This window comes from Demequina zhanjiangensis, from assembly GCF_030418315.1.
In the GTDB taxonomy this organism is placed as follows: Bacteria; Actinomycetota; Actinomycetes; order Actinomycetales; family Demequinaceae; genus Demequina; species Demequina zhanjiangensis.
Genome location: NZ_JAUHPV010000005.1, coordinates 98317 through 110921, shown reverse-complemented (window position 1 = coordinate 110921; position 12605 = coordinate 98317). Strand labels below are relative to the sequence as shown.

Sequence of the window (12605 nt, the reverse complement as noted above, 5' to 3'; positions counted from 1 at the left end):
CCATGGCTCAGAGCGGGCGGCGTGCCTCGGGAGCGAGCTGAGCGATCGCGGACGAGATCGCCGACGCGAGGAGCGTCGGATCGTGACGGTCCTTCGTGCCCGCGAGCAGCATCGGTGCGACGACGACGCGGCTTCCCCACTCCTCGAGCTCCTCGAGCAGTCGCGGGTCGGCTCGATGCGAACGGTCCACCACCACGGCGCCCGGAACGAAGCCGGGAGCGATCTGGCGCAGTGCGCGCACATCGTCCAGCCTGCTCATGCCGACGGTCTCGACGTCCTCGTGCGCGATGTTCAAGGTCAGCACGGTGTGGGGCGCCGCTCTGTGGAGCGCCTCGGCCACCGGTGAGACGAGGAAGTGCGGCAGCACGGACGTGTACCAGCTCCCTGGGCCGAGCACCACGACGTCGGCGCCGGCGATGGCCTCGAGCGTCGCCGCCGGCACACGGGGACGCGCAGGCTCGACTGCGAGACCGCACACGCGACCCTCTGCGGTGGCGAGCGCGACCTGGCCGCGCACCTGCCTCACCCGGCCGTCGATCTCCATCTGCGCGACCATCTCGAGCGGATCGAGGGCGAGCGGCAGCACCCGTCCCTCCGCATGCAGCAGCCGCGCCACCCAGTCGAGGCCCGCGACGATGTCCCCGGTGTGCTGCCAGAGCCCGGCGATCAGCAGGTTGCCGACGGCGTGCCCATCCAACGGTCCTGTCGTCTCGAGCCTCGTCTGCAGCACGTCCCGCCAGGTCAGGCCCCACGGCGTGTCCTCGCACAGGGCGCTGAGAGCCATCCGCAGATCGCCCGGAGGGATCACCTGCATCTCCTCGCGAAGCCGTCCGGACGAGCCACCGTCGTCGCCGACCGTCACCACCGCGGTGAGAGTCTCCGCGACCCCGCGGAGCGCGCGCAGCGACGCGTAGAGCCCGTGGCCCCCGCCCAAGGCGACGACGTCGGGGCCTGGTCGCTCAGCGGTCCTTGTCACGATGCGTCGTCCTCACATCGAAGCCCTTCGTCCGCAGACGCTGGGACAGCTCCTCCGCCATCGCGACCGAACGGTGTCGGCCCCCTGTGCAGCCCACGGCGATCGTGACCGAGTGCTTGTCGTGGGCCTGATACCCCTGAAGCGCGACCTCGATCGCCGAGGTGTAGCCGTCGAGGAACTCGTGGGCGCCCGCAGACCCGAGCACGTGATCCCTGACCGCGGGATCGATTCCTGTGAGGGGCCGGAGCTCCGGCACCCAGTGAGGGTTGCTCAGGAACCGCACGTCGGCCACATAGTCCGCGTCGACCGGCGCGCCGTTCTTGAACCCGAACGAAAGAACGTTCACGTGGAGCTCCGGCACCTCCTCGGCGAAGGTGTCGGTGAGAACGTCCCGCAGCTGGTGCACGTTGAGGCTCGTGGTGTCCACCACCACGTCCGCTCTCTCTCGCACCGCAGCGACGGCGGATCGCTCGCGTGCGATGCCCTCCAGGATGGTCGCGTCGCCCTGGAGGGGGTGCGGGCGACGCGCCTCCTCGAAGCGGCGTACGAGCGTGTCGTCCGACGCCTCGAGGAACAGGATCTGCACGTCCACTCCGCGAGACTCCAGATCGTCCACGACGGCCACGAGATCAGCGAAGTACCCTCCGCCGCGCACATCCACGACCGTCGCGAGCCGACGCGTCGGGTCCGTCGCCACCATCGCCACGAGCGAACCGAGCATCTGCGGTGGCAGGTTGTCCACCACGTACCAGCCGAGATCGCTGAGCACCGCTGCGGCACGGGTACGGCCCGCGCCCGACATGCCCGTGACGATGAGCACCTGCGTGTCGAGGTTCACCCCCGACAGATCGGGGCGTGGGAGCCCGGAGGGATAGGTGTCGGGCGCCGGATCGTCCGTCATGCCTCCAGCATGCCATCAGTGCCATGCAGGGCGGCGTGAATCGCCGACGCCATCTGCTGGCCCACGCCAGGCACCATCGCGATCTGCTCCACGCTCGCCTCCCGCAGTCGCGCGACCGACCCGAAGTGCGTGACGAGCGCCTTCGCCCGCGCAGGACCGACCCCGGGGATCTCGTCGAGCGCGGAGGCCTTCATCGCCTTGCCGCGCTTCTTGCGATGCGCCGTGATGGCGAACCTGTGCGCCTCGTCGCGCACGCGCTGGAGCAGGTAGAGCGGCTCGGAGCCGCGCGGGAGGATCACGGGGAACTCGTCATCCGGGACCCACACCTCCTCGAGGCGCTTCGCGAGCCCGACGAGCGTCACGTCGTCGATTCCCAGCCGTTCGAGCACGCGCTGCGCGGCCCTCACCTGGGGCAGTCCGCCGTCGACCACGACGAGCTGGGGCGGATAGGCGAAGCGCGACGACTCGCGCTCCTCCGGCGGAAGCTCACGCTCCTCGAGAAGGCGGGTGAACCGGCGGGTCAGCACCTCGTCCATCGCGGCCGTGTCGTCCGCGGCGTCCCGGATCTTGAACTGCCGGTACTCGGCCTTGCGCGGCAGCGCGTCCTCGAACACCACCATGGAGCCCACCATGTTCGTGCCCTGCGTGTGCGAGATGTCGTAGCACTCGATGCGCAGCGGCGCCTCGTCCATCCCGAGCGCCTCCTGGAGCTCCTGGAGCGCTGCGGACCGCGACGTGAGGTCGGACGCACGCTTGAGCCGATGCTGATCCAGCACCTGCTGCGCGTTCTGGCGGCCCGTGGCCGCAAGGTCCGCCTTCTTGCCCCGCTCGGGCGTGCGCAGCGCCACCCGGGCCCCGCGTACGCCCGCGAGCCATTCGGCGAGCGGCGACGCATCCTCGGGAAGCGCGGGCACCAGGACCTCCGACGGGATGTCGTCCGGATCCATCGAGGAGTACGCCTCCTGCACGAGCTGCGTCATGAGCTGCGCGGGCGTGAGCGGCTCCGGCTTGTCGACCACCCACCCGCGCTCCCCCGCGATGCGTCCGTCACGTACGTAGAACACGTGCGCGGCGGCCTCCAGGTCCTCGTCGACGAGGCTGAAGATGTCGGTGTCGGTGCCAGGCGCGAGCACGATGGAGTTGCGCTCGAGGACGCTGCGGAGAGCGCCTAGCCGGTCCCTGGCGCGCGCCGCGACCTCGTACTCCTCGCGGGCCGCCGCCTCCTCCATCTGCCGTGTGAGGTCACGGATCAGCGGCTTGGCGTCACCGCCGAGCACCTGGCAGACCCGCTCCGCGAGGTCCCTGTGATCCTCCGGGCTGATCTTCCCGACGCAGGGGGCTGCGCACTTGTCGATGTAGCCGAGCAGGCACGGGCGCCCCTGACGCTCCGCCTTCTTGAAGACCGCCGACGAGCACGTGCGCATCGGAAGGACGTTCAGGAGCGTGTCCACCGTCTCCCGGATCGCCCACGCCTTCGCGTAAGGGCCGAAGTAGCGCACCCCCTTGCGCCTCTCGCCCCGCATCACCTGCATGCGGGGGAACTGCTCGTTCATCGTGACCGCGAGGAACGGATACGACTTGTCGTCGCGGAAGACGACGTTGAACCTGGGGTCGTACTCCTTGATCCACGTGTGCTCGAGGATCAGCGCCTCGACCTCGTTGCGGACGACCGTCCACTCGACGGACGCGGCCGTGGTCACCATCGCGCGGGTGCGCGGATGGAGACGTTCGAGCGGCTGGAAGTAGTTCTGCAGACGCGCGCGCAGGCTCTTCGCCTTGCCCACGTAGACCACGCGCCCGTGCGGATCGCGGAACCGGTAGACGCCCGGCCGTGTGGGGATCGTCCCCGGCGCAGGCCGGTAGTCCGCGGGGTTAGTCACCCGACCAGCCTACGCGGGGGCGCCGACGGCAAGGATCTCCGCCAGGAACCGTCCGGTATGGCTCGCCTCCACGGTCGCGACGTGCTCCGGCGTGCCCTCGGCCACGACGATGCCGCCACCTGAACCGCCCTCAGGGCCCATGTCGATCACCCAGTCCGCCGACTTGATGACGTCCAGGTTGTGCTCGATCACGATCACGGTGTTGCCCTTGTCGACGAGACCCTGGAGCACCGCGAGAAGCTTGCGCACGTCCTCGAAGTGAAGACCCGTGGTCGGCTCGTCGAGCACGTACACCGTGCGCCCCGTGGAACGACGCTGAAGCTCTGACGCGAGCTTCACTCGCTGCGCCTCACCGCCGGAGAGCGTCGGTGCAGGCTGTCCGAGCCGCACGTACCCCAGCCCGACGTCGACCAGAGTGCGGAGGTGCCGCGAGATCGAGGGGATCGCCTCGAAGAACTCGGCCGCCTCCTCGATGGGCATGTCGAGCACGTCCGCCACCGTCTTGCCCTTGAAGTGGACCTCGAGCGTCTCGCGGTTGTAGCGGGCGCCCTTGCACACCTCGCACGGCACGTAGACGTCCGGAAGGAAGTTCATCTCGATCTTGAGCGTGCCGTCGCCCGAGCAGGACTCGCAGCGGCCGCCCTTCACGTTGAACGAGAAGCGACCCGGTCCGTACCCGCGGACCTTCGCCTCGCTCGTGTCCGCGAAGAGCTTGCGCACCTTGTCCCACACGCCCGTGTAGGTCGCAGGGTTCGAGCGCGGCGTCCGGCCGATGGGTCCCTGATCGACGTGCACGATCTTGTCGAGGTGCTCGGTGCCGGTGATGCGCGTGTGCCGCCCGGCCACCTGCCGGGCATGGTTGAGCGTGTTCGCGAGGCTCGTGTAGAGGATCGAGTTGACGAGCGTCGACTTGCCCGAGCCGGAGACCCCTGTCACGGCGGTGAGCACGCCGAGCGGGAACGACACGTCGATTCCCTTGAGGTTGTTCTCGCGCGCGCCGACGACGGTCACGTCGCGGCCCTTCGTCAGCTCCCGACGCTCGGTGGGCGCCTCGATGCTGCGGCGGCCTGACACGTACGCTCCGGTGATCGAGCGATCGTTCTCGAGCAGGTCCTGGTACGAGCCCGAGTGCACGACCTCTCCCCCGTGCTCTCCGGCGCCGGGGCCCACGTCGACGACCCAGTCCGCCGTACGGATCGTGTCCTCGTCATGCTCGACGACGATCAACGTGTTGCCCAGATCGCGCAGCCGCGTCAAGGTGTCGATCAGCCTGCGGTTGTCGCGCTGGTGCAGGCCGATGCTCGGCTCGTCGAGGACGTAGAGCACTCCCACCAGGCCGGAACCGATCTGCGTCGCCAGGCGGATGCGCTGCGCCTCCCCGCCGGAGAGGGTGCCCGCGGCGCGGGACATCGTCAGGTAGTCGAGGCCGACGTCCAGCAGGAACCCGAGCCGAGCGTCGATCTCCTTGAGGACCTGCACGGCGATCGCGCGGCCCCGCTCATCCAGCTCGGCGGTCGCGATGAAGGTCCGCGCGTCCGCGATCGAGAGGTCGCAGACCTGCGCGATGGAGAGGCCTCCGATGGTCACCGCGAGCACCTCGGGCTTGAGACGGGTGCCCTTGCATACGGGGCAAGGCACCTCGCGCATGTACGCCTCGTACTTCTCGCGGGAGAAGTCGGACTCCGTCTGCTCGTGGAGACGCTCGAGCCACGTGACGACGCCCTCGAACCCCGTCGTGTACTGGCGCTCACGCCCGAACCTGTTCCTGAAGCGCACATGGACCTGATAGTCCTTGCCGTGCAGGATCGCCTTCTGCACGTCCTTCGGCAGGTCCTTCCACGGCTGATCCAGGGAGAAGCCCAGCTCGTCGGACAGCGCGGCCACCGTCCGCCCGAAGTACTCCGATGACGTCTGCGCCCACGGGGCGACGGCGCCCTCGTTGAGACTCGCGTCCGGGTCGGGGATCACGAGCTCAGGGTCCACCTCGAGCCTCACGCCGATGCCCGTGCACTCCGGGCACGCGCCATACGGCGCGTTGAAGGAGAACGTGCGGGGCTCCATCTCCTCGAGCGTCAGCACATGGTCGTTCGGGCACGCCCTCTTCTCGCTGTAGCGGCGCTGCGGCAGCTCACCGTCGACCGGGTCGACGACCACGAGCCCGTCGGCGATCCGGAGCGCTGTCTCGACCGAGTCGGCAAGGCGCTGTCGGACGCCGTCCCTCGCCACCAGTCGGTCCACCACGACCTCGATGTCGTGCTTGAGCTTCTTCTCGAGCTTAGGGGGGTCGGTGAGCTGGACCGTCTCGCCGTCGACGCGCGCGCGAGCGAAGCCCTGCTGCTGCAGCTCCTCGAAGAGGTCCTGGTACTCGCCCTTGCGCCCGCGGACCACCGGTGCAAGCACCTGGTAGCGGGTCCCCTCGGGAAGCGCGAGCACGGAGTCCACGATCTGCTGCGGGGTCTGAGACCTGATCTCCTCGCCGCACACGGGGCAGTGAGGCGTGCCCACGCGCGCGTAGAGCAGGCGCAGGTAGTCGTACACCTCGGTGATGGTGCCGACCGTCGAGCGAGGGTTCCTGTTGGTCGACTTCTGATCGATCGACACTGCCGGAGAGAGGCCCTCGATGAAGTCCACGTCAGGCTTGTCCATCTGACCGAGGAACTGCCGCGCGTACGCGCTGAGGGACTCGACGTAGCGGCGCTGCCCCTCCGCGAAGATCGTGTCGAAGGCGAGGGACGACTTCCCGGATCCGGACAGTCCTGAGAACACGATGAGCGAGTCCCGGGGAAGGTCCAGATCCACGCCCTTGAGGTTGTGTTCGCGCGCTCCGCGCACCAAGATCCGGTCGTTCACACGGCAATGCTACGCGGTCACGGTTCGAACATCTGTTCGACGCGCCGATCCTGCGACCCGGACAGGGGCTCCGGGCCGGTCCGTGGGTCGCTCAGATGGTGCAGGATGACCCCATGAGCCTCTTCGCGATCCACTACACCTACGACGAGCGCGCGGACGAGCGGGCCGCCCACCGCCCCGAGCACCTTGCGCATTTCCGCGCCCTGGCCGCTGCAGGCAAGGTTCCCGCCATCGGTCGCTACGGCGACGACCTTCAGCCCGGTGCTCTGATCGTGGCGGACGTCGCCTCCCTCGAGGAGGCCGAGCAGATCGTCGCGGACGATCCGTACGTGAAGGCGGGCCTCGTACCTGCGCACTCGATCAGGCAGTGGCCCGCTTTCGGCGAGTGGCCCGGAGCCGACTTCCCTGCGTGAGCGACGCTTCAGCCGTCCGAACCTGAGCTCACGTCGCTCGGTGGCGCGCCCTTCACGGTCCAGACCGCTGACGTCCGGCTCAGGCGCGGTCGTCGCGCCCTGAGGGGTCGGGCTCGCCTACGTCCTCGCGAGGATCGTGCAGGTGCTCCCCCGTCCGCTTGGAGACGATCAACGAGGCTGCGGCCGCGATGCCGAGCACGCCGATGATGACGCCGAGCGACGCCCAGGTGGAGGGCACCGGCACCTGCTCCAGCGGCATGCCTCCGTTGATGAACGGCAGGTTGTTGCCGTGGAGCGCCTCGAGGATCATCTTCACCCCGATGAAGCCGAGCACCAGCGCGAGTCCGTAGGACAGGTAGATCAGCCGGCTGAGCAAGCCGTCCACCACGAAGAAGAGCTGCCGCAGACCGAGAAGCGCCAGCGCGTTCGCGGTGAAGACGATGTAGGGATCCTTGGTGAGGCCGAAGATCGCTGGGATCGAGTCAAGCGCGAACATGACGTCGGTCGAGCCCAACGCGACCACCACCAGAAGCAGCGGTGTGATCATGCGTGTGCCGTGCTCGCGGACCACCATGTGTACGCCTCGATACCCGTCGGTCAGGGGCATGGCCCGGCGGACGAGCCTCGTGAAGGCGTTCTCCTTGTACTCGGCCTCGCCCTCCTCAGGTCCACCCTCACGTCCGATGACGATGGCCGTGTAGATCAGGAAGGCGCCGAAGAGGAAGAACACCCAGTGGAAGGTGTTGAGCGCGGCGGCCCCTGCGGCGATGAAGATGCCACGGAACACCAGAGCGAGCGCGATGCCGATCAGGAGCACGCGTTCCCGCAGCTTGGGTGGGACCGCGAACCTCGTCATGATCACGAGGAAGACGAAGAGATTGTCGACTGAGAGCGACTTCTCGGTCACGTAGCCCGCGAGGAACTCGGCGCCCTTGTCCGGGGTGGACCACCACCAGAAGCTCGCCCCGAAGACAAGGGAGATCGCGATGTAGAACACCGACCACGACACCGACTCCTTGAAGCTCGGCACGTGAGGCCGCCCGACGACCACGAAGAAGTCGAAGGCGAACATTCCGACGAGCACAGCGATCGTGATCGTCCAGACGAGGGGTGATTCCACCCGCCCATCCTAGGGGCGCTACGGCTCAGCCAGCGGCGAGCATCCCCCTCAGCTCCTTCTTGAGCTCGGCGATCTCATCGCGCAAGCGGGCGGCCAGCTCGAACTGAAGCTCCGTAGCGGCCTGTCGCATCTGATCGGACAGATCCTCGATGAGCTGGGCGAGCTCGTCGGCGGGCCGTTCGGCCTGCTGGGGTTCGACGGTCGACGGCGTGGGAGCCTTCTTCCTGACCTCCTCAAGAGCCGCAGCGGTGTCCGCCTCCTCACGCGCGAGCATCTCCGTGATGTCGCCGATGCGCTTGCGCAGAGGAGTCGGGTCAACCCCGTTGTCCAGGTTGTACTGGATCTGGATCTCGCGACGCCTGTTGGTCTCGTCGATGGCCGACTCCATCGAGTCCGTGATGGTGTCGGCGTACATGTGCACCTCGCCCGAGACGTTGCGCGCCGCGCGTCCGATCGTCTGGATGAGCGACGTCCCCGACCGGAGGAAGCCCTCCTTGTCCGCGTCGAGGATCGAGACCAGCGAGACCTCCGGGAGGTCGAGCCCCTCTCGCAGGAGGTTGATGCCGACCAGCACATCGAAGCGCCCACGGCGCAGCTCCCGGAGGAGCTCGACGCGCCGGAGCGTGTCGACGTCGGAGTGGAGGTACTCGACCTTCACCTCACGGTCGGACAGGTACTCCGTGAGGTCCTCCGCCATTCGCTTGGTGAGAGTCGTCACGAGCACACGCTCGTCGCGCTCGACCCGCACGCGGATCTCCTCCAGAAGGTCATCGATCTGGCCCTCCGTGGGCTTCACCACGATCTTCGGATCCACCAGACCCGTGGGCCTGATGATCTGCTCGACGACTCCGTCGGCGCGGTCGAGCTCGTACTGGCCCGGGGTGGCCGAGAGGTAGACGGTCTGGCCGATCCTCTCCTGGAACTCGCCCCACTTGAGCGGCCGGTTGTCCAGCGCGGACGGCAGGCGGAACCCATGGTCGACGAGCGTCCTCTTGCGCGAGGCATCCCCCTCGTACATCGCTCCGATCTGAGGCACGGTGACGTGAGACTCATCGATGACGAGCAGGAAGTCGTCCGGGAAGTAGTCGAGCAGGGTATGCGGCGGCGTGCCCTGCTCTCGCTGCTCGATGTGACGCGAGTAGTTCTCGATGCCGGAGCACGTGCCGACGGAGCGCATCATCTCGAGATCGAACGTGGTGCGCATCTTGAGGCGCTGGGCCTCGAGGAGCTTGTTCTGGCGTTCGAGCTCCTGGAGACGCTCCTCGAGCTCGAGCTCGATGGTGCTGATCGCCTTGTTCATCCGTTCCTCGCTCGCCACATAATGCGAGGCCGGGAAGAGGTGGACCTGCTCGCGTCGCTCCACGACGTCGCCCGTGAGGGGGTGCAGCGTGTAGAGCGCCTCCACCTCGTCGCCGAACATCTCGATGCGGATCGCGAGCTCCTCATACACGGGGATGATCTCGACGGTGTCGCCCCGCACCCGGAAGGTGCCTCGGGTGAACGCCAGATCGTTGCGCGCGTACTGCATCTGGACGAACTCCCGCAGGAGAGAGTCGCGGTCGACGACGTCTCCGACCGCGAGGGTCACCATCCCCTGGATGTACTCCTCCGGAGTGCCGAGTCCGTAGATGCACGAGACCGACGACACCACGACGACGTCCCGCCGCGTGAGCAGAGAGTTGGTCGCCGAGTAGCGCAGTCGCTCCACCTCCTCGTTGATCGAGGAGTCCTTCTCGATGAAGGTGTCCGTCTGCGGCACATAGGCCTCGGGCTGGTAGTAGTCGTAGTAGCTCACGAAGTACTCGACCGCGTTGTGCGGGAGCAGATCGCGGAACTCGTTGGCGAGCTGCGCCGCCAGGGTCTTGTTGTGCGCCATCACCAACGTGGGACGCTGCAAGCGCTCGACGAGCCACGCGGTGGTCGCCGACTTTCCGGTTCCGGTCGCACCCAGCAGCACCACGTCCTGCTCGCCGGCCTGGATCCGCTGAGCGAGCTGGTCGATCGCCTTCGGCTGGTCACCCGACGGCTTGTACTCCGAGACCACCTTGAAGGGATGGTCGGCCCTGCGCAGATCCGAGGTCATGCACCTACGGTACGCCGCACCTGTGACACTCAGATCACCCCTTGGACGGGACGATCTCCTCCCAGAGCGCGTCGATCTGGGCGCGGAGACGCTCAGGTGAGCCCGAGCCGTCGAGCACCACGTCCGAGATGGAGGCGCGCTGCTCGTCAGAGGCCTGGGACGCCATGCGCGCCGTCGCCTCCTCGTGAGACATCCCGCGTCCATCCATGAGCCGCTTGATGCGCACCGCACGATCGGCCTGGACCGTGATCACCAGGTCGAAGCCTCCGCCGTACCCCGCCTCGAACAGCAAGGGGATGTCGTGCACGACGACCTTCTCACCCTGCCGTCGCGCGATGCGGTCCTCCGCTTGACCCATCGCGAAGACGGTGGGATGCACGATCGCGTTGAGCCGCTCGAGTGCTGCGGGATCGGAGAACACGACCTCGGCGAGCGCCTGGCGGTCGAGGCGACCGTCCACCACGAGCCTGTCGCCGAACTCCCTCACGATGTCCACCAGCGCAGCTGAGCCCGGCTCGACGGCGCGCCTGGCGAGCACGTCATGGTCGACCACCCGCGCCCCCAGCTCGGCGAACCGGGCGGAGGCGGTCGACTTCCCGGCGGCGATGCCGCCCGTCAATCCGATACGAAGCACGCCGGGAGTCAACCACCAGGCGCCGTCACGCGCAACAAGAAGTGCAGCATCGCACAACGCGAGCACGCCCCCGCACGCACGAAGGGCCGCGATCCTCGCGGATCGCGGCCCTTCGAGTTGCGGTGCTTAGTTGCCCGTCAGCTTCTCGCGCAGAGCCGCGAGACGCTCGTCGGAGGCGAGGGTGCCGGCGTCGGCCGAGTCCTCATCCTGCGAGCTGTAGGAGGTGGGGCCACCCTTGCCGGCCGCACGCTTGCGCGGTGCGGCAGCGGCCGGGGCCTCGGCCTCGGCGACAGCAGCCTGCTCCTCCTGCTTGGCGACGAACTGCTTGTGAGCCTCCCAGCGCTCGTGGGCCTCGGCGTACTCCGCCTCCCACGCCTCGCGCTGCTCCTCGTAGCCCTCGCGCCACTCCTGGGTCTCCGGGTCGAAGCCCTCGGGGTACTTGTAGTTGCCCTGCTCGTCGTACTCGGCCGTCATGCCGTACAGAGCGGGGTCGAAGTCCTCGCCCTCCGGGTCGACGCCCTCGTTCGCCTGCTTGATCGACAGCGAGATGCGGCGGCGCTCGAGATCGATGTCGATGATCTTGACGAACACCTCCTCATCGGCCTGGACGACCTGCTCGGGCAGCTCGACGTGACGCACAGCGAGCTCGGAGATGTGGACCAGGCCCTCGATGCCCTCGAAGACGCGGACGAACGCGCCGAAGGGGACGAGCTTGGTGACCTTGCCCGGGACGATCTGGCCGATCGCGTGGGTGCGGGCGTAGACCGCCCACGGGTCCTCCTGCGTGGCCTTGAGCGACAGCGAGACGCGCTCGCGGTCCATGTCGATGTCGAGAACCTCGACCTCGACCTCCTGGCCGACCGACACGACCTCGTTCGGGTGGTCGATGTGCTTCCACGACAGCTCGGAGACGTGCACGAGGCCGTCCACGCCGCCCAGGTCGACGAACGCACCGAAGTTGACGATCGACGACACGACGCCCTTGCGGACCTGGCCCGGCTTGAGGGCGGTCAGGAACGACGAGCGAACCTCGGACTGCGTCTGCTCGAGGAAGGCGCGGCGCGACAGGACCACGTTGTTGCGGTTCTTGTCGAGCTCGATGATCTTCGCCTCGATCTGCTGACCGATGTACGGGCCGAGGTCGCGGACGCGACGCATCTCGACGAGCGAGGCGGGAAGGAAGCCGCGGAGACCGATGTCGACGATGAGGCCACCCTTGACGACCTCGATGACGGTACCGGTGACGACGCCGTCCTCCTCCTTGATCTTCTCGATCGAGCCCCAGGCGCGCTCGTACTGCGCGCGCTTCTTGGACAGGATCAGGCGGCCTTCCTTGTCCTCCTTGGTGAGAACGAGGGCCTCGATGGTGTCGCCGACGTTGACGACATCGTCGGGATCGGCGTCGTGGCGGATGGAAAGCTCGCGGGCGGGGATCACGCCCTCGGTCTTGTAGCCGATGTCGAGGAGGACCTCGTCACGGTCGACCTTGACGATGGTGCCCTCGACGAGGTCGCCGTCGTCGAAGTTCTTGATGGTCGCGTCGATGGCAGCGAGGAAGTCCTCAGCAGTGCCGATGTCGTTGACGGCGATCGGGGTGGACTCGGGGGAGGAAACGGACATTAAGGAGTAGCTCCGGTGGACAGGGAATTCGAATGAATATGGACAGACCCGCGGGCACGCCAAGGCATGCCGAAGGCCAGCGACCATGCTACCGCCTTTGCGCCTCGGTGCACAAAGCGCAGGAGGTC

9 protein-coding genes are annotated in these 12605 nt (G+C 67.7%); 1 reads left to right on the top strand and 8 read right to left on the bottom strand.

Annotated features, from left to right (window positions below):
- Positions 1 to 7: 7 nt before the first annotated feature.
- Genes QQX04_RS09210 through uvrA form a run of 4 tightly spaced genes read right to left on the bottom strand, consistent with a single transcriptional unit; the run spans position 8 to position 6607 of the window.
- On the bottom strand, positions 8 to 976 hold the full coding sequence (locus QQX04_RS09210) for a gluconeogenesis factor YvcK family protein (RefSeq protein ID WP_301128427.1): 969 nt from the start codon (positions 974 to 976) through the stop codon (positions 8 to 10).
- On the bottom strand, positions 960 to 1877 hold the full coding sequence (rapZ, locus tag QQX04_RS09205; RefSeq protein WP_301128425.1) for an RNase adapter RapZ: 918 nt from the start codon (positions 1875 to 1877) through the stop codon (positions 960 to 962). Before rapZ ends, QQX04_RS09210 begins: the two co-directional genes overlap by 17 nt.
- Positions 1874 to 3757 (bottom strand): excinuclease ABC subunit UvrC, encoded by a 1884-nt coding sequence (gene uvrC, locus QQX04_RS09200; RefSeq protein ID WP_301128424.1) that lies wholly within the window; start codon positions 3755 to 3757, stop codon positions 1874 to 1876. Before uvrC ends, rapZ begins: the two co-directional genes overlap by 4 nt.
- A 9-nt stretch (positions 3758 to 3766) precedes the next feature.
- Positions 3767 to 6607 carry an excinuclease ABC subunit UvrA gene (gene uvrA / locus QQX04_RS09195; RefSeq protein WP_301128422.1) on the bottom strand — a complete coding sequence of 947 codons (2841 nt, stop codon included), beginning with the start codon at positions 6605 to 6607 and terminating at the stop codon, positions 3767 to 3769.
- A 113-nt stretch (positions 6608 to 6720) separates the two neighbouring features.
- On the opposite strand from uvrA, the gene QQX04_RS09190 reads away from it, so the two are divergent.
- Positions 6721 to 7020: a YciI family protein gene (locus QQX04_RS09190; protein ID WP_301128420.1), complete on the top strand. Its 300-nt coding sequence runs from the start codon at positions 6721 to 6723 to the stop codon at positions 7018 to 7020.
- A 79-nt stretch (positions 7021 to 7099) separates the two neighbouring features.
- Here QQX04_RS09190 and QQX04_RS09185 read toward each other — a convergent pair whose 3' ends face one another.
- The 4 genes from QQX04_RS09185 to rpsA all read right to left on the bottom strand — a co-directional run bounded on the left by QQX04_RS09185 (position 7100) and on the right by rpsA (position 12477).
- Entirely contained in the window at positions 7100 to 8140 is a 1041-nt protein-coding gene (locus tag QQX04_RS09185) for a TerC family protein (protein WP_301128419.1), read from the bottom strand.
- A 25-nt stretch (positions 8141 to 8165) separates the two neighbouring features.
- Entirely contained in the window at positions 8166 to 10223 is a 2058-nt protein-coding gene (uvrB, locus tag QQX04_RS09180) for an excinuclease ABC subunit UvrB (RefSeq protein WP_301128417.1), read from the bottom strand.
- Between the two features lie 34 nt (positions 10224 to 10257).
- On the bottom strand, positions 10258 to 10857 hold the full coding sequence (gene coaE / locus QQX04_RS09175) for a dephospho-CoA kinase (protein ID WP_301128415.1): 600 nt from the start codon (positions 10855 to 10857) through the stop codon (positions 10258 to 10260).
- A gap of 126 nt (positions 10858 to 10983) precedes the next feature.
- The gene (gene rpsA / locus QQX04_RS09170; protein ID WP_301128413.1) at positions 10984 to 12477 is read right to left on the bottom strand and encodes a 30S ribosomal protein S1; all 1494 of its coding nucleotides are present in this window, start codon (positions 12475 to 12477) and stop codon (positions 10984 to 10986) included.
- Positions 12478 to 12605: the final 128 nt, after the last annotated feature.

What these genes read in the sequence shown, in the direction of transcription:
- rapZ (WP_301128425.1), bottom strand. Translation starts at nt 1,877, where the DNA reads ATGACGGACGATCCGGCGCCCGACACCTATCCCTCCGGGCTCCCACGC.
- QQX04_RS09190 (WP_301128420.1), top strand. Translation starts at nt 6,721, where the DNA reads ATGAGCCTCTTCGCGATCCACTACACCTACGACGAGCGCGCGGACGAG.
- uvrB (WP_301128417.1), bottom strand. Translation starts at nt 10,223, where the DNA reads ATGACCTCGGATCTGCGCAGGGCCGACCATCCCTTCAAGGTGGTCTCG.
- rpsA (WP_301128413.1), bottom strand. Translation starts at nt 12,477, where the DNA reads ATGTCCGTTTCCTCCCCCGAGTCCACCCCGATCGCCGTCAACGACATC.